The sequence below is a fragment of the Streptomyces sp. NPDC005423 genome (assembly GCF_040606415.1).
Classification (GTDB): domain Bacteria; phylum Actinomycetota; class Actinomycetes; order Streptomycetales; family Streptomycetaceae; genus Streptomyces.
This window is the reverse complement of sequence record NZ_JBEXET010000004.1, coordinates 35,600-58,278: the sequence shown is the minus strand read 5'-3', so window position 1 is coordinate 58,278 and position 22,679 is coordinate 35,600. Positions and strand designations below refer to the sequence as shown.

Sequence of the window (22,679 nt, the reverse complement as noted above, 5' to 3'; positions counted from 1 at the left end):
GTGCGCGGTCCGGCCGCGTTCAACTGTCGTGACGCTCGCCGGACTTGGGCTGCTCCAGGTGGGAGGCGAGTACGGCCGCCTGCACGCGGCGCTGGACGCCCAGCTTGGCCAGCAACCGGGAGATGTGGTTCTTGACGGTCTTCTCCGACAGATACAGCTTCTTGCCGATCTCGCGGTTGGTGAGGCCGTCCCCGATCAGCGCGAGGATCTCGCGTTCACGCGGGGACAGGCTCGCCAGCTCGGGAGCGGGCGCCGGGGTCTGGGCGGGCTCGGCCCGCAGCGAGCGCATCAGGCGGGCCGTCGTGGCGGGGTCGAGCATCGACTGGCCGGAGGCGACGGTACGCACCGCCGACACCAGGTCGCTGCCCCGGATCTGCTTCAGCACGTAACCGGACGCCCCGGCCATGATCGCGTCGAGCAGGGCGTCCTCGTCGTCGAACGAGGTGAGCATCAGGACGGCCAACTCGGGCATCCGGTCGCGGAGTTCGCGGCAGACGGTGATGCCGTCGCCGTCCGGGAGGCGTACGTCGAGCACGGCGACGTGCGGGCGCACCGCGGGAGCGCGTACCAGCGCGTGCGCGACGTTCTCGGCGTCGCCGACCACGGAGATGTCGGGCTCGGCGTCCAGCAGGTCGGAGAGGCCGCGCCGGACGACCTCGTGGTCGTCCAGAAGGAAGACACGGATCGGATCCTGTGCGGTGAAGGTGCGTGCCTCGGTCATCTCGACCCCTCGTTCCCGGAGTGCGGACGGGCTGCGGGCCGTCCACTGAGGACGATCATCACTCGCCCGGCCCGTGCGCACCAGGGCCGACCGGCCCAACCGGACCAACGGGCTCTGGTGGCGCGGTGGGGCGAGGGACGCGCCCTCCACGTCCACGACGCACGGTCACTCCTCTCCTCGTCGTCCACCTGGGGCGCTCACCGCAGGCCGCCGCTGCCGTACGGCGCGTACAGGTCGAGCAGCCGGGTGCGGGCCGAGCGGAGCCGGCGGGCCACGATGTCGCCCACCCACCGGGAGATGTGCGCGCCGAACGCGGGATCGTCCTCGCACAGCGCGCGTACGGCCGTGGCGTCGAACTCCCAGGCGCGCACCGGGGTCGTCGCCTCCGCGCCCAGGTGCCAGGTGTGCGGGGCGAACAGCCAGGACCAGCCGACGAGTTCGTTGTGTCCCAGCGAGTCGATGACGGCGCTCCGGCGTCCCGGCACGCGCATGTCGAGGTCGATCGTGCCGGTGCGGATGATCCAGAACCGGTCGGCTCGGCCGCCCTCCTCGAACAGCCGGGCGCCCTGCGGGACCGACACCGCGTGGGCGAGCCGCATCAGCCGTGCGCGGTGCTCGGGGGGCAGGGCGCGCGGTGTGCTCGTGGTGACGGGAGCGTTCATGGCGTGCCTCCAGGAGGGCGTACGTGGCTACCGCGTCCAGCGTCCGCGCCCGTCACCGCGCCGCACCAGGGGCCATCTGGCCCATGGACCGGGCCGACCGGCCGGCGCCGTGCCGGGTGTACCCGCCCCCGTCCGGGCTTTTCGAACTCCTTCCGCCGGGTACTCCGCCCTGCCCGACCGCCGGGGTGACACCCGCGAGGCCCGCCCGGGCCGGGGCCCAACCGGCCCTGTGGAAAGGGCCGTTGAGCCCGGCGTCGGCGGACCAATGGCATCCGGCGGCGGACGGCCCGGCGCACCACAGTGAGCGGTGCGACGAACGATCCGACACCCCGGAAGGACCCCGATCATGGCCGTGCACGAGCACCCGCACCGCAGTCCCAGGTTCCGCCTGCCCTCGATACGCGGGGACCGGTCCGGTACCGACGGCGCCGTGCCGGCGACCGCCACGGCGACCACCGTGCCCGACCGTGCCTTCGCGTCCCTGCGTCTGCTGACCGGTTTCGTCTTCCTGTGGGCGTTCCTGGACAAGACGTTCGGGTTCGGTTATGCGACGCCCTCGGGTAAGGGGTGGATCGACGGTGGGTCGCCGACCAGGGGTTTCCTCAGTTCGGTGGCGGCCGGTCCGATGGCGTCGACGTTCCATGACTGGGCCGGTGCGGGCTGGGCGGACTGGCTGTTCATGCTGGGTCTGCTGGGGATCGGCGTCGCCCTCTGCGCGGGTGTCGCGCTGCGGCCGGCCGCCGTCGCCGGCACGCTGATGATGGCGTTGATGTGGTCGGCGGAGTGGCCGCCGGCGAGGTGGCTGTCGGACGGGTCGCCGAGCATGTCCTCGAACCCGTTCGCCGACTACCACCTGATCTACGCCCTCGTCATCATCGCCCTCGCCGCCGCGGGTGCCGGCGTCACCTGGGGTCTGGGCAGGCTCTGGGCCGAGCTGCCGGTCGTCCGCGACCACGGCTGGCTGCGCTGACCGCGGGGGACACGGCGGGCCCGCCCGAGGGCCCGCCGCGCGGCTGTCCGTTGGGCCGAACGGCCCCGCGGGGGGACATGCGGCCCCTGCAACGGGAATCCCCTCACCGCGACGCTGGAACCAGACACTCGTTCAGGAGGCAGAATCATGGTCCGCACTGTTGTCGCAGGTCTCGACGGTTCACCCGAAAGCCGTGCCGCCGCCGAATGGGCGGCCCGTGAGGCGAAGCTGCGCGGCCTGCCGCTGAAGGTGGTCCACGTCCGGGAGCCCACCCCCGATCCGCTGGCCCAGGCACCCCTGCTGGGCGCCGAGACGCAGCAGCACTGGAGCGAGCGGATCCCCCGCGAGGCGGGCGAGGGCCTGCGCCTGCGCCACCCCGGCGTGGACGTGACCGAGGAGCAGGTGACCGGGACGCCCGCGGACGTTCTGGTGGACGCGGCGAACGACGCCGAACTGCTGGTCCTCGGCTCCCGTGGGCTGAGCGGAGTCGGCGGTTTCCTCGTCGGCTCCGTCGGTCTCTCCGTCGTCGCCCGCGCCGAACAGCCCGTGGTCCTGGTCCGCGCCGGTGAACTGGCGGCCGAGGAGCACCAGTTGGATCCGGCCGGCATTCCGTCGGCCGCCGCCCCGTACCGGCCCGTGGTCCTCGGTCTCGACGCTGCCGCCCCCGCCGACGCGGTGATCGAGTTCGGGTTCGCCGAGGCCGCCCGGCGCGGCTCCGTCCTCCGGGTCGTCTACGGCTGGAACCTGCCGCCGTACTACGCCTACGGCCTGGCACTCGACGGGAGCCTGAACGAGGAACTCTCCCAGGAGGAGACCGCCGCCCTCACCGAAGCCCTGCGTCCCTGGCGCCAGAAGCACCCCGAGGTCGAGGTCGTCCTCGAACCCCGCGTCGGCAGCGCCGCCGGCCACCTGGTCGACGCCTCCCGCGAGGCATCCCTCGTCGTCATCGGCCGCCGGATCCGCCGTGGGGCCCTCGGCGCCCGCATCGGCCCGGTCGCGCACGGTGTCCTGCACCACGCCACCGCCCCCGTCGCCGTCGTCGCCCACGACTGATCCACCTCCGTCCACGAGGAGCAGCACCATGAAGGCAGCCGTTGTCGGGGCGTTCGCTGAACGCCCGGTCATCGAGGAGAGCCCCGACCCCGAGCCGGGTCCTGGTCGGGTCCGTGTCCGCGTAGAGGCCTCCGGCGACCGGCCCGGCAGGCCGAACCCGCCGTTCGGGCCCGGCCAGGAGGGCGTCGGCTCGGACGAGGGGCTCGGCGACGGCGTCACCCACGAGGTCCGCCCGCCGGCGTCCGCGCACGAGTCCGTCGCCGCCGGGCCGCCCGGCGCGGTCCGCGCCCGGATCGTCCTCGACCCCGGTGCGGGGCGGTGACCGCCATGACGCTCCCGGTCGTCGTCGGCGCCGACGGCTCCGAGCCGAGTCTGCGCGCGGTCGACTGGGCGGCCGACGAGGCAGTGCTGCGCGGACTCCCGCTGCGGGTGGTGTACGCCTCGCTCTGGGAGCGCTACGAGGGCACGTCGCCGGTGAAGGCGGACGAGCCCGACGAGCAGGTGATGGCCGAGGACATCGTGTACAGCGCCGCCCGCCGGGCGCGCCGTCGCCATCCGGACCTTCACGTGAGCGTCGACGTGCTGCCGGAGGAGCCCGAGTACGCGCTGGTGAACGAGGGACGGCACGCCGCCGCCCTGGTCCTCGCCACCCGGGGCCGCGGTGGCCTGACCGAAATGGTCCTGGGCTCCGTCAGCCTGGCCGTGGCCGCCCACGCCGACTGCCCCGTGATCGTGCTGCGCGGCAGCCACGACAACCGGGTCGCACCCGCGTCCCGCCGACGGGTCGTGGTGGGCGTCAGCGGCGACGGGAAGGAGTCCCCGGCCGTGCGTTTCGCCGCCGACGAGGCACGCCGCCGCGGTGTGCCCCTGGAGGCGGTACGGGCCTGGCGGTGCCCGGCGCACGAGTCCACCGCCCACCCGCTGTCGGCGGCCGAAGTCGCCAGGCCGCACGAAGAACACGCCGCGGAAGCCCTGGAACAGGCGGTACGGGACCTCCCGGCCGACGTGGAACTGCACCGGCACACCGTCGAGGGCCACGCCCGCCGCGTACTCCTCGACGCCGCCGCCGACGCCGACCTCCTCGTCGTGGGGGCCAAGCGTCGCGACTCCGCCTTCGGACTCCAGCTCGGCCGGGTCGCCCACGCGGTACTGCACCGCTCCAGTTGCCCCGTCGCCGTCGTGCCGCACCGCGTCTGAGCACCGTGACCGCCCCAGGGACCCGCCGCGCGCACATCTCACCCCGATGACTTACGGAGTCACCATGGCCAAGGCCGAAGACCAGCACAGCACCGTACTGACCGACGACGAACTGCGCACCCTGGACGCGCACTGGCGGGCCGCCAACTACCTGGCCGTGGGCCAGATCTACCTGCTGGCCAACCCCTTGCTCACCGAACCCCTGACGGCCGAGCACATCAAGCCGCGGCTGCTCGGCCACTGGGGCACCTCGCCCGGCCTCAACCTCGTCCACACCCACCTCAACCGGGTGATCAAGGCCCGCGACCTCGACGCGCTGTGCGTGTGGGGGCCGGGCCACGGAGGGCCCGCCGTGCTCGCCAACTCCTGGCTGGAGGGCAGCTACAGCGAGACCTATCCGGACGTCAGCCGGGACGGAACGGGGATGGAGAAGCTCTTCCGCCAGTTCTCCTTCCCCGGCGGCGTGCCCAGCCATGTGGCGCCGGAGACGCCCGGTTCGATCCACGAGGGCGGAGAACTCGGCTACTCGCTCGCCCACGCCTACGGTGCCGCCTTCGACAACCCGGACCTGCTGGTCGCCTGCGTGATCGGCGACGGCGAGGCGGAGACCGGGCCGCTCGCCGCGTCCTGGCACTCCGACAAGTTCCTCGACCCGGTGCACGACGGGGCGGTCCTGCCGATCCTGCATCTCAACGGCTACAAGATCGCCAACCCGACCGTCCTGTCCCGCCTCCCGGAGTCCGAACTCGACGAACTGCTGCGCGGCTACGGCCACGAGTCGATCCACGTCACCGGCAGCGACCCGGCCCAGGTCCACCGCGCCATGGCCGCGGCCCTCGACGACGCCCTGGACCGTATCGCCGCCGCGCAGTCCGCCGCCCGCGAGGACGGCGCGGCCGAGCGGGTGCACTGGCCCATGATCGTGCTGCGCACCCCGAAGGGCTGGACCGGCCCCGCCGAGGTCGACGGCGAACCCGTCGAAGGAACGTGGCGCGCGCACCAGGTCCCGCTCGCCGCCGTCCGCGAAAACCCCGACCACCTACGGCAGTTGGAGACATGGCTGCGCTCCTACCACCCCGAGGAACTGTTCGGCACCGACGGCCGGCCGGCCGATGACGTCCTCGCCTGCGTGCCCGACGGCACCAAGCGGCTCGGCGCCACCCCGCACGCCAACGGGGGCCTCCTCCTGCGCGATCTGCCGGTCCCGTCCCTGGACCGCTTCGCCGTCCCCGTCGAGAAGCCGGGCGTCACCCTGCACGAGCCCACCCGAGTCCTCGGCGACCTCCTCGAACAGATCATGAAGGACACGTCCCACCGCCGCGACTTCCGCCTGGTGGGCCCCGACGAGACCGCCTCCAACCGGCTTCAGGCGGTCTACGAGGCCAGCGGCAAGGCATGGCAGGCGCAGATCCTCCCGGTGGACGAAGACCTGGACCGGCACGGCCGCGTCATGGAGATCCTCTCCGAACACCTCTGCCAGGGCTGGCTGGAGGGCTATCTCCTCACCGGCCGGCACGGCATGTTCTCCTGCTACGAGGCCTTCGTCCACATCGTCGACTCGATGGTCAACCAGCACATCAAGTGGCTCAAGACGTCAAGGGAGTTGGCGTGGCGGGCCCCGATCGCCTCTCTCAACTACCTGCTCACCTCGCACGTCTGGCGCCAGGACCACAACGGCTTCTCGCACCAGGACCCCGGCTTCGTCGACCACGTCATGAACAAGAGCCCCGAGGTGGTCCGTGTCTACCTCCCGCCGGACGCCAACACCCTGCTGTCCGTGGCCGATCACGTCCTGCGCAGCCGCGACTACGTCAACGTGATCGTCGCGGGCAAGCAGCCCTGCTTCGACTGGCTCTCCATCGACGAGGCCCGCGTCCACTGCGCGCGCGGCGCCGGGATCTGGGAGTGGGCGGGGTCGGCCAACGGCGACCGCGAACCGGATGTGGTCCTCGCCTGCGCGGGCGACGTGCCCACCCAGGAGATCCTGGCCGCCTCCGACCTGCTCCGCCGCCACCTGCCCGAACTCGCCGTACGCGTCGTCAACGTCGTCGACATGACCCGGCTGCTGCCCCGCGAGGAACACCCGCACGGGATGGGCGACTTCGAGTACGACGGGCTGTTCACCACGGACAAGCCGGTGATCTTCGCCTACCACGGCTACCCGTGGCTGATCCACCGCCTCGCCTACCGCCGCGCGGGCCACGCCAACCTGCACGTGCGCGGTTACAAGGAGATGGGGACGACCACCACCCCCTTCGACATGGTCGTACGCAACGACTTGGACCGTTACCGCCTGGTCATGGACGTCATCGACCGTGTTCCCGGCCTCGGGGTCCGCGCCGCCGCCGTACGCCAGAGGATGGCCGACGTCCGCACCCGCCACCACGCCTGGATCCGGGAACACGGCACCGACCTGCCGGAGGTCGCCGAGTGGACCTGGACCGGCTGAGACCCCCGTCCCCCGTCGGCACCGCGCCGCGCCGCCCCCTGCGGGCGCGGGTGCGGTGACCGCTCGCGGCTCGGTTTGCCGTCCGCGCCGGCGGGAACCCGGCGGCCCATGAGTACAACATTCCCAGGTCGCGGGAGAGGGCACGGCCGGGTTCCTCGGCGGACCGACCGGACATCGGGCGACGCGGAGAGGGGAGCGGGCCATGGGCACGGCAGCTGATGTCACCTTCGGCCGACGCCTGCGCGGCCTCGCCCGGCGCACCCAGCGGCGATACTCCGCCGGGCACGACCGGCCGCTGGGCGGCTACACCGCGGCCATGGCCGGCTTCGGCCTGTACACGACGGCCTGGGTCACGGCGGTCCGGCTGCGCGGCTCCCCGCTGCCCGACCGGCTCCAGCCCTCGGACGTGGTCCTGACCGCCGTCGCCACCTTCCGGCTCAGCCGGCTGCTGAGCAAGGCGTCGGTCACCAGCCCGCTGCGCGCACCGTTCACCCGGTACGTCAGCCCGCAGGGCCCGGCCGAACTGCACGAGGAGGCGCGGTCCGAGAACGGCAAGGAGACCCTCGGCGAGCTGTTGACCTGCCCGTTCTGCATGAGCGTCTGGGTGGTCTCCACCCTCACCACCGGGCAGCTGCTGTACCCGCGCGCGACCCGCACCGCCATGGGCGCGCTCACCGCCCTCGCCGGCGCGGACGCGCTGCAACTGGGCTACGGCGTCCTGGTGGACAAGGCCACGGGCGACGACTGACGCCGTCCGACCCGGCCACGCCACCGCCCACCTCTCCTGAGCCCCCCCCGGGCGGCGGCGGGTGCGGGGCCTGGGGGTCCCGCACCCGCCGTCCGCACTGCTGAGCCGGTGGCGGAGTCCGTCGTCTGACGCGCCGGCGAGCGGGGCCGCCGGCTGGGCGGGGGCGGCGCTCGCACAGGCCTGCTGCCCGGCGGCGTCACCTGCCGGGCCGCCGCCGAACCGCGATCGCCCGTCCCGGCCGACGCCGGCGCGGTCGGCTTCGACGACCTGCCCTCGCGAACCGGCTCATCCCGCGTCCGAGCGCTCCGGTGACCCCGCTTGCGCAAGTCGTTGACATGTCCCTGCCTTGTGGCTAGCTTCACGGTGCGTTCTCGTCTGCACCCCCTGGCGTTCGTAGCCCCGGGGTCCCTGCAAGGCGCTCGCATCGCCGGGCGTCTCATCTCCGGAGTCCGACAACGTTATCAACCCCCGTCATCGCCAAGGCAGTTACCTGCCCGGCCGGGGACAACGTTGTCAGACCCCCGCTCCCGAGTAAAGGAGAAAACCCCCGTGCTGACACGACTGTCGAGACCTCCCGGAACCGGGGTGATCGGTCTGCTCGCGGCAGCGGCGCTGGCCGCGGCCGGGCTGTGCGCACCCGCGTGGGCGGACGGAAGGGCCTCGCTCGTTGCCTCGCCGGCCACCGTGGTCAACCCGTTCATCGGGACGTCGAACGAGGCCGACGACTTCCCGGGAGCCGATGTGCCGTTCGGGATGGTGCAGTGGAGCCCGGACACGCCGTCGCGTCCTTCCGGCGGTGGATACGAGTACAACGACTCCACGATCACGGGTTTCAGCCTGACCCACATCGCCGGGCCCGGCTGCGGCGCGGCCGGGGACGTACCGGTGCTGCCCACGGTGGGGACCGTGAACACCGGTGCCACGGACGCGTTCTCGCACGCCAACGAGTCTGCCTCCGCCGGGTCCTACAGGGTCGCGCTCAACAACCAGGTCACCACCGAGCTGACCACCACGACCCGCAGCGGCATGGCGCGCTTCACCTTCCCGTCGAGCAGCCAGGCCAACCTGATCTTCAAGCTGACCGGCAGTCAGAACGGCTCCACGGCAACCCAGTTCACCAAGGTGTCGAGCACCGAGGTGAGCGGACAAATCACCAGCGGCCACTTCTGCGGTGCCGGGAACACGTACAGCGTCTACTTCGACATGGTCTTCGACCAGCCGTTCACCTCGCAGGGCGCCTCGGCCGCGAAGGCGCCGGCCACCACCCCCGCGAAACCCCAGAACGCGTCCAAGAACGCCGCCGAGAAACCCAACAAGCCGGTGCTGCACGGCAAGACGCCCCGCGCCTCGAAAACCGCGAAGGCCGGCGTCTCCCCGGACGCCGCCGCCTCCAACGGCTACGTCACCTTCAACACCACGGCCAACCCGGTCGTACAGGCCAAGGTCGGCGTCTCCTACGTCTCCGTCGCCAACGCGGTCGCCAACAGGGCAGCGGAAAACACCGGTTGGGACTTCGACGCGACCCGCACCGCCGCGCAGAACGCCTGGAACAGCGCGCTCGGCAAGGTGCGGATCGCCGGCGGGACCGCCGCCCAGCAACAGACCTTCTACACCGCGCTCTTCCACTCGCTGCTGCACCCGAACGTCATCAGCGACACCAACGGCCAGTACTACGGCTTCGACGGCAGGACGCACACCGTCGACGCGGGCCACAGCGCGGAGTACGCCAACTACTCCGGCTGGGACATCTACCGCTCACAGGCCCAACTGGAGGCGCTGGTCGCCCCCCAGGCCGCCTCGGACACCGCGCAGTCGATGGTCGACGACTACACCCAGACCGGGATCTTCCCCAAGTGGTCGGAGAACAACGGCGAGTCGTACGTCATGGTGGGTGACCCGGCGGACGCCATCCTCGCCGACTACTACGCCTTCGGCGCCAGGGACTTCGACACCACGACCGCCCTCGCGGACATGGTCAGACAGGCGAGCACGGCCAACAACGACCGGCCGGGCCTCAACTACCTGAACACACCGGGCTACATGCCGCACGACGGCAGCTACGGCTGCTGCAACTTCTACGGCCCCGTGGCGACCACGCTGGAGTACGACACCGCCGACTTCGCGCTCTCCGCGATGGCCGGCGCGCTCGGCGACACCAGTGACCAGAAGACGTACGCCAACCGCGCGCAGGACTGGCGCAACGTGCTCGATCCGGCCTCCGGATTCGTCGAGCCGCGCAACGCCAACGGCGCGTGGAGCGGCGGGTTCGACCCCACCAGCGGTATCGACATGGTCGAAGCCGACTCGTGGATCTACACCGGGATGGTCCCGTTCGACATCGGCGGACTCGCGCACGCCAAGGGCGGCAACACGGCGATGAGCCACTACCTCGACACCGTGCTCCGCAGCTACACCGGCGACAAGGGCTACGCGTGGGTCGGCAACGAACCCAGCATCGAGTTGCCGTGGGAGTACGACTACATCGGGCAGCCGTACCGGACCCAGGGCACCGTGCGGGCGATCCAGGACCAGATCTGGGCGAACACCCCCGGCGGCCTCGCCGACGGAAACGACGATCTCGGCGCGATGAGCGCCTGGTACGTGTGGTCCGCGCTCGGCATGTTCCCCGAGACCCCGGGCACCTCCGATCTCGCCCTGGGCTCACCGCTGTTCACCCAGGCGGTCGTCACCCTCCTCTCGGGCAGGACACTGACCGTCAACGGCGACGGTGCCGCCGACAACGCCCCCTACGTACAGTCCGCGACGTGGAACGGCGGCGCCTGGAACAACGCCTACGCCCCCACCACGGCGATCACGGCCGGGGGCACGCTCACCTACACGCTCGGCACCAGCGCCAACACCTCCTGGGCGACGGCGGCCACCGCTGCCCCGCCCTCCTACGCCGGTGACACGACGGCGCCGGCCTCGCCCCGCATCGGTCCCCTCACCTCGGGGGCGGCGGCGAACCTCTGCGTGGACGACGCGTCCTCCGCCACCGCCGACGGGACCCACGTCCAGATCTGGGGCTGTGACAGCACCTACGCCCAGGACTGGATCGTCGCCGGCGACGGAACGGTCAGGACCCTCGGCAAGTGCCTGGACGCCGACCACAGCGGGACCACCAACGGCACCCTGGTGCAGCTGTGGACGTGCAACGGAAGCGGCGCCCAGCAGTGGACCGCCGGTGCCAACGGTTCGCTGGTCAACCCCCAGTCCAAACTGTGCCTCGACGACCCCAACTCCAGTACCACGAACGGCACTCAGCTCCAGCTCTACGGCTGCAACGGCACGGGCGCCCAGAACTGGAAACTGCCGAGCTGAGCCACCGGCACGGACCGCCCACCGCAGTACTCAGCCAACGCGGCGCAGCGCGCGCCCGTGCGTCCCGACCTCTCGGCCGGGACGCACGGGCGCGTCCGACCGGCTGTCAGCGTTCGTGGGCCCCGGTCAGCCGGCCGTGGTCGAGGACGGCGAGCAGGGCGGAGGCGGGTCCGCCGCGGTCCCGGACGACCTCAGTGCAGGGACGAGACGCCGGCTGTCCGCACCGCGCCGAGGGCACGCCGTACGACCGCGCTGAACTCCTCCGTACCGGCCGGGTCGCTCCAGCGCTCATGGGCGATCTTCAGGGCGAGCGCGCCCAACTCCGCCGCCACCCGCGCCGCCAGGTCGGGAACGCCGCGGTGCCTGAGCGCCTCGGTCATCGAGGCGGTGAGACCGAGCCCCTTCAGCGCCTCGCGTTCGCGCAGTTCGGGGTTGGCGGCGATCACCGCCTGCCTCCGGGCGGTGAAGTCGCGACGGGCCGCCGTGAAGACCTGGCTCCCGACCGTGTCCAGGGCGTGGGTCACCGCCTCGAACGGCGAGGCCGTGACCGGCGCCGCCGCGATGCCCTCGGTGAGGAGTCCGGCCAGCGTGTCCCCGCCGAAGAGCACTTCCCGCTTGTCCTGGAAGTGCCGGAAGAAGGTGCTCTTCGTCAGCCCGGCGCGCTGCGCGATGTCGATCACTTTCGTGTTCTCGTAACCCCGCTCCGCGAACAGGTCGAGGGCGGCGATCGCGAGTCGCTCGGATGCGTTGGGTTTCCAGCGGGCCATGGGGACAGCTTACGGCACTTGGTCCCGTCGCCTGTGTATAGTGATAAGACCAAGTCCCATCACGGGGCATCCGTTCTGGAGGTCTGTCATGAGCCGAGCCGTTGTCTTCGATACGTTCGGAGGTCCCGAGGTGCTGGAGGTGCGGGAGGTGCCGGAACCGCACGCCGGCCCGGGCGAGGTCCGTGTCCGGGTCGCGGCCGCCGGGCTGAACCCCATGGACTGGATCCTCGCCTCGCGGCCCGAGGCGGCGGAGCAGTTCGGCATCACCGTGCCTTCCGGCTTCGGCTACGACTTCGCGGGTACGGTGGACGAGGTCGGCGATGACACCACGGGGTTCGCCGTGGGCGATCGCGTCCACGGCGGCGCGCTGGGCCGGGCCGTCGCCGACTTCGTGGTGGTCAGCACCGCCGCGGTGCCCCCGGCCCTCTTCCGCACCCCGGACGGCATCAGTGACCAGGTGGCGAGCACGCTTCCGGTCGCCGGGCTGACCGCCGCCGCCGCTCTGTCGGTGATCGGCGTGGGCTCCGGTGACACCGTGCTGATCGGCGGCGCCGCCGGCGGGGTGGGCGTGCTGGCCGTGCAGCTCGCGAGGCTCGCGGGTGCCCGGGTGATCGGGACCGCCTCGGAGAGCACGTTCGCCTTCCTGCGGCAGCTGGGTGCCGAACCGGTGGCATACGGCGACGGGTTGGCCGGCCGGGTACGGGCCCTGGCGCCCGACGGCGTGACCGCGGCGACCGACCTGTTCGGCACCGAGACGGCCGAGACGGCGCTCGCGCTCGGCGTACCGCCCGAGCGGATCTCCACGATCGCCGCGGGGCCCAACCCTCCGGGCGGTGTCCGCGCCACCGGCGGCACCGACGCGGAGCCGGACGCCCTGAAGCGGATCAGCGACGCCATCCTCACCGGTGACATCACCGTGCCGATCGCCGCGACCTTCCCGATCGAGCGGACCCGCGAGGCCGTGGCACTGCAAGCCGGACGCCACGTCCACGGCAAGGTCGTGATCACGCTGTAGACCAGTCCTACGGCGCCGGGTCGGTGCCGCATGCGGCGTCCGCTCGCCGCCCGAACAAGTCCACCCTGTACGGCAGTTGGGCCGCGGTGCGGCCAGGGCGAGCCGATCCCCTCGCCGGTACCCCGACCGTCCGGCTCGGCCCGCCCCAACAGCCCTACGGGGTGGCTCAGTTCAGGGACTTGATGAGGTGGGTGATGCGGGTGGCGGCCTTCTCGGCGGTGCCCTTGACGTAGAAACCGTCCACTGCCTCGTAGGTGAAGTGGTCGAAGTTCCACCGGTCGGGCATGTTCTTGGCGCCGCCCTCGAACATCGACATCACGAAGGTACTGTCGAACGAGGACGCCTCGCGGATGGCGGTCGCCGTGGAGGTGGACAACTCCGGTTCCACACCGGCGAAGACGCCCTTGCCCACCTGGAACACCCAGAGCGGCACCTCGGCCGTGCCGTCCGGGGGGAAGGTGGCCGTCTTGACGGGGCCACTGGCCGGGGCGCCCTTGAACTGGGTGGTGGTGATCTCGTCGGTGATCAGCCGTACGGTGACCTGCTTGCCGCTCTCGTACCTGGTGATGGCCTGGGCCACCCGTACGATCTCGGTACCGAGCCGCTCCCCCTGCGCGGTCAGCAGCGCGAAACCGGCGTCGTGCAGGTCGACGCCGTAGGTCCACTTCTTGCTCTTGTCGATCGTGTAGCGCTTGGAGCGGTAGCCGGGGAACTGGTCGCCGCAGGCGCCGACGAGCCAGAAGCCGACCGCGCCGGGGTACTGGGACTCGACGTGTGCCACGGCGGCTCCGGCCAGGTCCGCGGTGATCGGGAGCGTGCCGTCGTTCATCACCGAGTCCTGCATGACGCACGACTGCACGTTGTAGTTGGCCAGGACGGCGATCGGGTTGCCGTCGAGGTCGTTGAAGCGGGCGACGTACACGCCCTTGTCCGACGGCGCCTGCTCGTTGACGCCCAGCCAGTAGCCGTCGGCGGTCGCCACATTGCGGTTCACGTTCACGTCGGCCCTGCCGCTGCCGTACCCGACCTGGGCGTCCTGGAGGTTCCCGACGGCGTCGGCGACCGCCGCCGAGGTGGCGGTGACGATGTTCCGCACGTACGCGGCGGCGTTCGCCGACGCCGTGGTCGCCGCGACGTGCGGCGCGGAGAAGCAGTGCGTCACGGTGATCATGATGTCGGTCGCGGCGATACCGGTGGCCGCCGCGACGGCCTGCCGCATCAGGGCGACGGCTTCGGCGCTGATCGACGTCAGGTCGAGCACGGCGAGGGCGATGCGGCGCGCGCCCGACTCCACCAGCAGGACGCGTACGTGCAGGTCGTCGTGGACCGCCGTGAAGTTGTCCAGCGGGAGGAGCGAGGCCGAGGGCGTGAAGGCGGCCTTGCCCACGCCCACCCTCAGTCCGCCGGTGGCCGCCGTCGCCGCCCGGGCCGCCGTGGCTCCGTACGTCACCGTCGTCACCGCGGTCGCCAGAGCCGTGACGGCGCCGGCGGCCACCACCGAACGGCGGCTCACACCCCCGGAGTTGACGGAACTCTCATTCTTGCCGTGCTGCCGTTCGGACATCGCGTCCTCGCCATTCGATCGGAGTGGATTCACTACAGGTCATTCGGTCCGGCCGTGCGGCCCGCTCGGCCAGGGGCGCCCAGCCCACGCAGGACGGCGACGATCCGGGCGGCGACGGTCTCCGCCGCGCCCCTGGCGTAGCGGGAGTTCATCGCCTCGTAGGTCATCCGGTCGTAACTGCCCGCATCCGCCATGTACTTGGCGGCCCCGTTGACCATGGTGACGACGCACGTGTCCGGCCAGGGCGACGCCGCCTTCACGGCCAACCCCGTCCGGGCGTTCAACTCGGCCTGGACACCGGCGAACACGGTGTCGCCGACGCGCAGCGCCACCACCGGCGCCTCGGTCGTGCCGTCGGGTTCGAAGACGTACCGCGTGGAGGGACGCAGCGCGTGCAGACCCGCCGGGGGCTTCTGGCCGGGTACCTCCACGAGGTCGTGGACCACGCGGAGCGGGGCGGTGAGGGGGGCGGTGCGGATGTTCCCGGCCGCCCGCAGGGCCGCGTCGCCGAGCCGCTCGCCGAGCAGCCCCACCAGTACATGGGCGTCGTCGTGCGCGTCGGTGTGCCGCACGCGGCCGTCCTCGTCGACCCGGGCGCGGACCGCGGTCAGGTACGGAGCCTGGTCCCCGGCCGCCCCGATCAGGAAGAGGGCCACCGTCCCCTCGGCGCAGCGCTCCTCGATCCGGCGGACGGCGGCGCCGGCGAGGTCCGCGCTCACCTGGCGTTCACCGGCCCGGGTCAGCGCTCCGTTCATCACCGAGGACTGCACGGCGTAGTTGACCAGCACGGCGATGGGGCGCCCGTCGGAGGCGTCGATCCGCAGCACTCCGACACCGTCGTCCGTGTCGCCCTCGTCGTCGGCACCGACCCACCAGCCGTGCGGGGTGCGTACGTCCCGCTGGACGTTCACCCGGCAGGTGCCCCGCCGGAACCCGACCAGGGCGGGCCGCATCGAGGCCGCCGCCCCGGCCGCCGCCCGCGCCACCGCGTCGTCGACAGCCGCGGCCAGCAGGGCGGCCCGTTCCTCCTCCGGCGGGGTGGCGGCGCGGCCGGGCGGGAACACGTGCGGTGCGGAGAACGTGTGGCTCGCCACGACCAGACAGTCCGTCGCGTCCACCGCGCAGGCCGCGCCGACGATCCGCCGTACGCGGTCGACCTGTTCGTCGAAGACCGACGTCTGGTCGACGACCACCAGCGCCGCCCGGGTCGCGCCGTCGTCCAGCACGAGCACCCGTACGGACAGGGGGTCGTGGACGGAGGCGAAGCCCTCGACGGGCAGCAGGGCGGACGGCAGCTCCACCTCGGCCCGGCCGGCGCCCGCCGTCAAACTCCCCTTGTACGTCGTCGCGTTGGGGTCCGGGTCGGTCATCGTGCCCCTCCGGCGCGGGTCCTAGCCGGCCGGCCCTCGATCATGCCGAGGATGCCGTCGACGATGGCGTCCTCGGCGTACCCGCGCCGCACGGGACAGCCGTTGACCGAGTGCACCGGCCGGTCGAAGCGGGCGTCGTCGGGGAGGTAGCCGATGCGGTCGTTGGCGAGGGAGACGAGCAGCGTGCGGGCCAGCGGCGACCGCGCCCTGAGCCGCTGGTAGACCTCGGTGACCACCTCGCCCGACACCCCCGCCAGCGCGACGTCCCCGAGCCGGATCAGGGACAGGCGCAACGGCACCGTGTCCACCGCGTCCTGCCGCATGGTGGCCATGACGTCCCGGCCGGCCTTCACCGGGCAGGCCACCGTGCGCTGCTCGGCCCGGATCCGCACGGCGGGCGTGAGGTCCCGGACACCGCGCGCCACCCGCAGTACCTCGGCGCCGACGAGCAGGCCCTGGGCCTCCATGGCCGTGTAGGCGCGGGCCCGCTGCCGTGCGTCCGGGGCCACCCCGAACGGGAGACCGAGGTCGACGCGGGGTGCCTGGTCGCCCAGCGGACCGGGGGTCCACACGACGACCGCCTCCTCGTCCCGGTCGTCGTGGTCCTCCGCCAGGGCGTCCTCGATGTGGCGGCAGGCGGCGCCCGCCAGGTCGCCGCTGATCTCGGAGGTGCCGAAGACGACGGTCGAGTGCACGGCGTAGTTGACGAGGAGCGCGATGGGCGCACCGGCGAGATCCTCGAACCGCAGGACCCAGACGGTCTTGTCGGACGGGCCGTGCGCGTTGTGGCCGAGGATCCACCGTCCGTCGGCGAACTCCTCACGGTTGACGTTGACGTCGGCGGTGCCGGTGCCCACGCCGAACCGGGCCGGGCGGGCGATGGCCCGGGCCCGGCGGAGCGCCGCCACGACACGGTCGTAGACGAACTCGGTGTACGCGAAGGACTCCGGCCCTCCGGCGTGGGCGAGCGCGCCGGGGGAGACGTCGGCGATGCGGGGCGCGTTGTGGGTGTGTGTCGCGGTGACCACGACGTGGTCGGCGGGGATGCCCAGTTCGCGCTCCAGGCGCTCGCGCAGCGGGGTGATGTCGCCCGCCTCGATCAGGTCCAGGGAGACGAGCGCCGTCTCCGTGTCGCCGTCGCAGAGGTACAGCGCACGGAGGAAGAGCGGATCGTGCACACCGGAGAACTCACCGGGCATGGGGTGCAGACCGGTCAGGTCGCCGGGGGTGATGTCCGCCTTGACCGCGCCCACGCGCAGGGACCGTTCCGTGGGCGCGTGCGCGTACGGACCGTCGGACGGGTCACTGACAGGACGCTCTGCGTACTCCGAGGACAAGGGTGCACTCCTGGTGGAACGGTGTGTGAGGGTCACGGTGCGGTCTCTGTAAGGGAGTTGGGGGAGGTGCCGGACACGGCGGGGCCGGGCCGCCGGGTGCGGACGGCGTCAGGGGCGGTGAGGTTCTCGCCGTCCCGCAGACCGTTCTTGGGCAGCCGGGGCAGCCACAGCAGACCGATAACGGTGGCCACCGCGCCGAGGCCGATGAGGATGCCCATGAACAGGGTCGGCTGCTGCTGTACGAGGGTCGGCGTGAAGAGTCCGAAGACCGCCATGACGTACCGGGCCGCGCCGAAGGTGAGGCCCTGTGCGGTGCTGCGGATCTCGGTCGGGAAGACCTCCTGGCTCCACACCTTGTACAGCCCCTCGCCCGCCCACGTACCGGCGACGGTGTTGGCGACGAACAGCACGACCAGCGAGGCGATCGAGTAACCGCCCAGGATCGCGGCGAGGGGGCCGGCGGCCAGGGCGGCCAGGCCGATGACGAGCAGCACCCGCCGGACGGGCGAGTCGGCCAGCCGCTGGAACAGCAGGGCGACCGCGAGGCCGACGACCATGGTGCCCCACCCGATCAGACTGAACACCTGGACGGTGGAGTGCCCCAGGTCGACGACGAGGAAGGCCCCGAACTGGCCCACGGTGTTGGGCATGATGCCGCTGATGACGAAGTACAGGCCGGTGGCGAGCAGACCGACGCCGTACGGCTTGCGGAAGACGGCCCTCATGTCACGGCGTCCGGCGGCGGAGGCGCGGGTGCGCTGCCAGTCGGCGGACTCGCTCACCCCGCGCCGCATGACCCAGACGACGACCGCCACCACCAGCAGATGGGCGAACATGATCCTGGCGCCCAGCAGGCCCATGCCCCCGACGAAGTACCCGAGGATCTGGGTGACGGCGACACCGGCGAGCCACAGGGTCTGCGCGAACGCCACGGTGCTGCTCTGCCGTCCCACGGCCGCCTCCTCGGCCATCAGCGCGAGGGAGGTGGGCACGTCGGCGCCCATGGCGAGACCCGTGATGATCACGCCGACGAACAGGACGGTCTGGTTGGGGGCGCACAGGACGACGCCGATGCCGATGGCGTAGACGACGAGGTCGACGGCGTACACCTTCCGGCGGCCCAGGACGTCACCGAGCCGGCCGCCGACGACCGCGCCGGTCGCGAACATGAACATGAGCACGGAGTTGAGCGCGCCGACCGACCACGAGGTCATGCCGAACTGTTTCTGGAGGATGACGGAGGACATCCCGACGGTGACGATGGTCGCGCCGTCCAGATAGGAGGCCATGCCGCCGAGCGTGGCGGTGTACCAGGGACGGGGACGGGCTGCGGACTTGGACACGGCTGTGTGCCTCACTTCGCTTCTCTGCGGTCGAGCGGTCGGAGGGTGTGTTCGGGTGGCGGGACGGGCCGACCACGCCTTCGCGCGGACAGGGAGGGGCATCCGTCCGGCGGTCCTGGTCAGGTGAGGTGGGGGCTTGCGTGCACCGCGTCGCGGACGTCGTCCGGTCGGGGAGCGGTCGGTGCGGGGAACCGGCGGGTGGGTACGGGGAGCGGCGGTGGCGCGTCCGCTGCACACGGAAGCCGGTCGGGTGGTGCGGGTGGTGCGGGTGGCGGCCCGGTCGGGGTGGGCGGGCGCCGGAGTCAGGAAGGGGCGTCCTCGCGTGGTACGCGGTGGAAACCGGCCACGTCGGGGAACGGGGGTGCGGTGTCCGGCTCCAGGTCGACCTGGAAGGTGTTGAGGATCAGGGCGAGACTGGTGAAGGTGCCCAGGGCGATCACCAGGTCGACCAGGCACTCTTCGCCGAACTCGGCGAGCGCGGCCTCGTACGTGACGTCGTCGACGAAGTGCTCCGCCAGCGCCTGGTCGGCGAACCGGTGCAGGACTCTCTCGTCGTGCCGGGTGAACCCGGGCTCCCGGCCGTGGGCCAGCCGGTCCAGGGCCGCCGGGTCCAGCCCGGCCTCCCGGCCCTTGTCCACGTGGGCGAGCCAGGAGTGCTGCGCGTCCAGGCGCCGTGCGACGGTCAGCAGGGTGAGCTCCCGCAGCCGGGGAGGCAGCGCCGAGTCCCGCATGCAGGACGTACTGAGCTCCTCCAGCCGGCCGCCCGGCCCGGGGCTGCGCACCAGGACTTGGAAGGGCCCGTGGACGCCGCCCCGGCGTTGTACGAGCCGGTCCCGCAGCCGCGCCTGTGCCGGGTTCATGTCGCGAAGCGGTGACAGCCGCATGGTGCCTCCCTGTGTTTGTCGGGGCCGGGAACGAGGAAGTGGCCTCGGGGGAAACATGACCGAAACCTGACCCGGGTGTCTACGGTCGGAAGGCACCGCGGAGGGAACGCATACCTTGCCCGTTGTCGGGGTGCGCGCAGGGTCGAGGCGTCTCCACGTCGGACCGTCACGGTGTCAAGTCACGGCAGCGCAGGCACAGCTTTCGGACCGCGTGGGGGTGGAGGCCGGGCCGCCGGTGCGGTCGACGGTTGTCAGACGCCGAGGTGGTCGGCCATCCGCTCCTGGGGCACGGCATGGTGCCAGGCGGCTTCCCGCACCCGGGCGTAGCGCAGGACATCGGCGGGCGCGGTGATCAGCTCGATGCCGCTCGACTCGTCGGCCTCGTCGAAGTGCAGCAGGGCGACGGTGTGCGTGTCGAAGATCCAGAAGTCCTCGCCGGGCAGGCCCAGTTCGTCGGCCCGGCGCCGGGTGAGGAACCGGATGTCCTCGCCGGACGCGGCGTTGCGCGGGGTGTTCTGGAGCAGCAGGTACAACTGGCCTTCCGTGTACGGCTCGTCGATGACCCGCACGCGCTGGAACCGCTTGCCGAGGGCCGTCTGCGCACGTCGGTTACGGGACCAGAGGTCGTGGAGATCCCAGTGCACGTGCTCGCCGGTGGTGAAGGCGACGTACTCGGGCTGACGTTCGTGGCGGGCATAGCGGCGGCGGCCTTCGAGGCGCCAGGCGCTGTGCTCGAAGGCGGAGAACAAGCGCCCGAAGTCGTGGTGACCGACGGTGCGGGGCGTGTGCGTGCCGCTCGCGGTGGGCGCGGGAACGCTGCCGTCCGGGGTGCCGTCCGCGCTCGCGAAAAAGGCGGTGGTCGAGCCCACTGTGCCGACCGCGTCGGAGGCGCTGGGGACATGGCCGACGGTCGCCGGGGAGACTGCGCTGTGCTGGGGTGCGGAAGTCGCGGCGGTCGCCCCGTGCGCGGAGGTCCCGGTCGTAGCGTCGGCTTCGGCCGGGTAGAGCTCGGCGAGGGCGTGCAGCAACCGCGCGTACGCCTCACGCTCCGGCCGGCGCGGTTCCGTCCGGCCCGCCTCCCAACCGCTGACGGTGGCCCGGCGGACCTTCAGCGCACCGGCGATCTGCTCCTGCGACAGACCGTGCGCGACGCGCAGACGTCTGCGCTCAGGCGGCGGGGGCAGCGGCGACGCCGACGCGACCAACGCGTCGACGGCGGCGAAGAGCTCAGGCTCGGACACCAGGGACACACCTCCCGCTTCAGCCTAACGGGACCGCGTGGAGGGGCGTACGTAGGGCGTACATCGAGGCGTACGCCGACCGTGCATGGGTGTGTCAGGGCGGTGATGCCGGATCGAGGTGTGGTTCGCCGCTCGCGGGGCGATGACCGTAGGCACGTGTCACCACCTGTCACCACGTGTACCCGCCCGTGACCGCGAGCGCCCCCACTGGCTCCGAACGGCTTCCGTGCGGAGTCAGGTGCCGTGGATGCGGGCGGCCTCGTCCCGCAGCGCTGTCACCAGCAGCTGTGCCTGGAGTGAGGGATGCGGCCGGGTTACGGCGACGGTCGTGCGGCCGGGCCAGTCGCTGTCGGTGACCGGCACGGTTCGTACGCCCGTCGGGAGGGCCGGCACGGCGAGGGCGGGGATGACCGTGATACCCAGGCCGGCCGCGACCAGCCCGAGACGCGTGGACCAACTCCGGCTGGTGCGAACGATGTTGGGGTTGGCCAGCGTCGGCCAGGCGCCGAACTGCGGCTCACCCGGCGCGCCGTCCCCGGCGATCCAGTGCTCCTGGGCCAGGTCCGCCACGCTGACAGTGGCGAGGCCCGCCAACCGATGCGTGTCCGGGACCGCGACCACCAGCTCGCCTTGGGACACCGTCGTCCGGTTGAGTCCGCCCACGTCGTAGTCCGGCAGACCCTGGCCGGTCCCGATGACCACCACGTCCAGCCGACCGGCCCGTACGCGTCGGAGCAGGGCGGGTGTCGAGGCCTCCTCCAGGACCACGGCGAGACCCGGATGGCCGGACGTCACCTGGGCCATCGCGCGCGGGACCAACGCCATGGCGGCCGTGGGGTAGGCGCCGACCGTGAGACGGCCCGCGAGCCGGTCGCGCAGTCCGGCGAGCTCCAGCTCGGTCGCCGCCAGGTCGGCGAGGATCCCGGTCGCCCGCCGGAGCAGCACCTGCCCCGCCGGGGTGAGGGCCACCCCGCGCCCTCCGCGGTCGAAGAGCGGTGCCCCGGCAGCCGCCTCCATGGCGGCCACCTGACGGGAGACGGCCGACTGGGTGTACCCGAGCGTCTCGGCTGCCCCGGTGAACGAGCCGACGGCGGCTACCTGTTGAACGACCCGTAGGCCGGTGAGAGTGAACTCCGCCATGAGCGGAAATTAGCATGCGTGCACGTCATGGAAGTCATGCCGAACCATCGTTGGACCGCATGGCTCGGTACGGGGCACGCTGGTGCCATGACTGAACAACGCACTCGCGATGACCTGGTGGCGCGTCTGGTGCGCGCCGGTGAGCTGGAGGTGTCGGGGGAGAACCTGGCCGAGGCCGCGACGTATTTCGACACGGAGAAGTTCCGCTTCCACGGGCCGGACGGCTTCGAGTCCGACTTCGACGGGCTCAGCGCCTACTTCGCCGCACTCCGCGATGCCTTCGACGACCGGTCGATCCGACGCGGCGTCGTGGTGGCCGAAGGCGACCAACTGGCCTGCCAGACCTGGATAGAGGGGACCTTCGTCCGCGAGTTCACCCAGTCTCCGGCCGGCCCGCTGCCCCCGAACGGTGAGCGCGTCGTCCTCGACCTCATCAACATCTTCCGCTTCGACGACCGGGGCCGCCTCATCGAGGAGTGGGTACGCACCGACAACCGCAGTCTCCTGCGCCAGTTGGGTGCCGAGGGCAGCTGACGGGACGGTCGGCGGGGGAGGGGCCGCCGCACCATGGCTACCGGCTACCGGCTACCGGCTACCGGCTACCGGCTACCGGCTACCGGCTACCGGAGCGACCGGGCGCGAGCCAGGACACGGCGGGTGCCGTCAAGGATGCGCCGAGCGCGCTCCTCGGGTGAGACCCCGGCCTGCTTGAGGCTGCGGGACGGAACCTCGGCGCTGACGGTCACCTCCGGCGGCAGGAGCGACAGCACTTCCTCCAGCGGAAACTCCCCTTGCCCCGGGATGGCTCGCTCGTTGACGGCCTCGTCCAGGTAGGCCGCAAGGCCCTCGGACGCACGGGGACCGTCACTCAACTGACAGTAGCCAATGAGTCGTTGG

The 22,679-nt window shown here is 72.0% G+C and carries 19 protein-coding genes and 1 pseudogene; 9 read left to right on the top strand and 11 right to left on the bottom strand.

Annotation, left to right across the window (positions count from 1 at the left end):
- Positions 1 to 19: 19 nt before the first annotated feature.
- Complete coding sequence (locus ABZT12_RS08070; RefSeq protein WP_356379195.1) at positions 20 to 721, bottom strand: response regulator transcription factor; 702 nt, start codon at positions 719 to 721, stop codon at positions 20 to 22.
- A gap of 197 nt (positions 722 to 918) precedes the next feature.
- Positions 919 to 1,383, bottom strand: coding sequence for a cyclic nucleotide-binding domain-containing protein (locus ABZT12_RS08065; RefSeq protein WP_356379193.1), 465 nt, complete (start codon positions 1,381 to 1,383; stop codon positions 919 to 921).
- A gap of 346 nt (positions 1,384 to 1,729) precedes the next feature.
- Here ABZT12_RS08065 and ABZT12_RS08060 point away from each other — a divergent pair, with 346 nt between their 5' ends.
- From ABZT12_RS08060 to ABZT12_RS08030, 7 genes and pseudogenes are all read left to right on the top strand, one after another.
- The gene (locus tag ABZT12_RS08060) at positions 1,730 to 2,353 is read left to right on the top strand and encodes a hypothetical protein (RefSeq protein ID WP_356379190.1); all 624 of its coding nucleotides are present in this window, start codon (positions 1,730 to 1,732) and stop codon (positions 2,351 to 2,353) included.
- A 147-nt stretch (positions 2,354 to 2,500) separates the two neighbouring features.
- Positions 2,501 to 3,406 carry a universal stress protein gene (locus ABZT12_RS08055; RefSeq protein WP_356379187.1) on the top strand — a complete coding sequence of 302 codons (906 nt, stop codon included), beginning with the start codon at positions 2,501 to 2,503 and terminating at the stop codon, positions 3,404 to 3,406.
- 28 nt (positions 3,407 to 3,434) lie between these two features.
- Positions 3,435 to 3,629, top strand: a pseudogene (locus tag ABZT12_RS08050) (zinc-dependent alcohol dehydrogenase); the annotation flags it as partial.
- A gap of 104 nt (positions 3,630 to 3,733) precedes the next feature.
- Positions 3,734 to 4,603: a universal stress protein gene (locus ABZT12_RS08045; RefSeq protein WP_356379184.1), complete on the top strand. Its 870-nt coding sequence runs from the start codon at positions 3,734 to 3,736 to the stop codon at positions 4,601 to 4,603.
- Positions 4,604 to 4,667: 64 nt separating this feature from the next.
- Positions 4,668 to 7,052 carry a phosphoketolase family protein gene (locus tag ABZT12_RS08040; RefSeq protein ID WP_356379181.1) on the top strand — a complete coding sequence of 795 codons (2,385 nt, stop codon included), beginning with the start codon at positions 4,668 to 4,670 and terminating at the stop codon, positions 7,050 to 7,052.
- Between the two features lie 202 nt (positions 7,053 to 7,254).
- On the top strand, positions 7,255 to 7,800 hold the full coding sequence (locus ABZT12_RS08035; RefSeq protein WP_356379179.1) for a DUF1360 domain-containing protein: 546 nt from the start codon (positions 7,255 to 7,257) through the stop codon (positions 7,798 to 7,800).
- A 549-nt stretch (positions 7,801 to 8,349) separates the two neighbouring features.
- Positions 8,350 to 11,121: a lectin gene (locus tag ABZT12_RS08030; protein WP_356379176.1), complete on the top strand. Its 2,772-nt coding sequence runs from the start codon at positions 8,350 to 8,352 to the stop codon at positions 11,119 to 11,121.
- A 191-nt stretch (positions 11,122 to 11,312) separates the two neighbouring features.
- Here ABZT12_RS08030 and ABZT12_RS08025 read toward each other — a convergent pair whose 3' ends face one another.
- Positions 11,313 to 11,888 carry a helix-turn-helix domain-containing protein gene (locus ABZT12_RS08025; RefSeq protein WP_356379173.1) on the bottom strand — a complete coding sequence of 192 codons (576 nt, stop codon included), beginning with the start codon at positions 11,886 to 11,888 and terminating at the stop codon, positions 11,313 to 11,315.
- Positions 11,889 to 11,976: 88 nt separating this feature from the next.
- Between ABZT12_RS08025 and ABZT12_RS08020 the strand changes: the two genes are divergently transcribed.
- Positions 11,977 to 12,903 carry an NADP-dependent oxidoreductase gene (locus tag ABZT12_RS08020; RefSeq protein WP_356379170.1) on the top strand — a complete coding sequence of 309 codons (927 nt, stop codon included), beginning with the start codon at positions 11,977 to 11,979 and terminating at the stop codon, positions 12,901 to 12,903.
- 166 nt (positions 12,904 to 13,069) lie between these two features.
- On the opposite strand, the gene ABZT12_RS08015 is transcribed toward ABZT12_RS08020, so the two are convergent.
- From ABZT12_RS08015 to ABZT12_RS07985, 7 genes are all read right to left on the bottom strand, one after another.
- Complete coding sequence (locus ABZT12_RS08015) at positions 13,070 to 14,467, bottom strand: hypothetical protein (RefSeq protein WP_356379167.1); 1,398 nt, start codon at positions 14,465 to 14,467, stop codon at positions 13,070 to 13,072.
- Between the two features lie 32 nt (positions 14,468 to 14,499).
- Positions 14,500 to 15,837 (bottom strand): hypothetical protein, encoded by a 1,338-nt coding sequence (locus tag ABZT12_RS08010; protein ID WP_356379164.1) that lies wholly within the window; start codon positions 15,835 to 15,837, stop codon positions 14,500 to 14,502.
- On the bottom strand, positions 15,834 to 17,174 hold the full coding sequence (locus ABZT12_RS08005) for a neutral/alkaline non-lysosomal ceramidase N-terminal domain-containing protein (RefSeq protein ID WP_356379161.1): 1,341 nt from the start codon (positions 17,172 to 17,174) through the stop codon (positions 15,834 to 15,836). Before ABZT12_RS08005 ends, ABZT12_RS08010 begins: the two co-directional genes overlap by 4 nt.
- Before the next feature lie 32 nt (positions 17,175 to 17,206).
- Entirely contained in the window at positions 17,207 to 18,517 is a 1,311-nt protein-coding gene (locus tag ABZT12_RS08000) for an MFS transporter (protein ID WP_356379159.1), read from the bottom strand.
- A 302-nt stretch (positions 18,518 to 18,819) separates the two neighbouring features.
- Positions 18,820 to 19,401: a carboxymuconolactone decarboxylase family protein gene (locus ABZT12_RS07995; protein ID WP_356379156.1), complete on the bottom strand. Its 582-nt coding sequence runs from the start codon at positions 19,399 to 19,401 to the stop codon at positions 18,820 to 18,822.
- A 251-nt stretch (positions 19,402 to 19,652) separates the two neighbouring features.
- Positions 19,653 to 20,642, bottom strand: coding sequence for a DUF6879 family protein (locus tag ABZT12_RS07990; RefSeq protein WP_356379153.1), 990 nt, complete (start codon positions 20,640 to 20,642; stop codon positions 19,653 to 19,655).
- A 234-nt stretch (positions 20,643 to 20,876) separates the two neighbouring features.
- The gene (locus ABZT12_RS07985) at positions 20,877 to 21,782 is read right to left on the bottom strand and encodes a LysR substrate-binding domain-containing protein (protein WP_356379150.1); all 906 of its coding nucleotides are present in this window, start codon (positions 21,780 to 21,782) and stop codon (positions 20,877 to 20,879) included.
- An 87-nt stretch (positions 21,783 to 21,869) separates the two neighbouring features.
- Between ABZT12_RS07985 and ABZT12_RS07980 the strand changes: the two genes are divergently transcribed.
- Positions 21,870 to 22,316 (top strand): ester cyclase, encoded by a 447-nt coding sequence (locus ABZT12_RS07980; RefSeq protein WP_356379147.1) that lies wholly within the window; start codon positions 21,870 to 21,872, stop codon positions 22,314 to 22,316.
- A gap of 86 nt (positions 22,317 to 22,402) precedes the next feature.
- On the opposite strand, the gene ABZT12_RS07975 is transcribed toward ABZT12_RS07980, so the two are convergent.
- Positions 22,403 to 22,654 carry a hypothetical protein gene (locus tag ABZT12_RS07975; protein WP_356379144.1) on the bottom strand — a complete coding sequence of 84 codons (252 nt, stop codon included), beginning with the start codon at positions 22,652 to 22,654 and terminating at the stop codon, positions 22,403 to 22,405.
- Between the last annotated feature and the right edge of the window lie 25 nt (positions 22,655 to 22,679).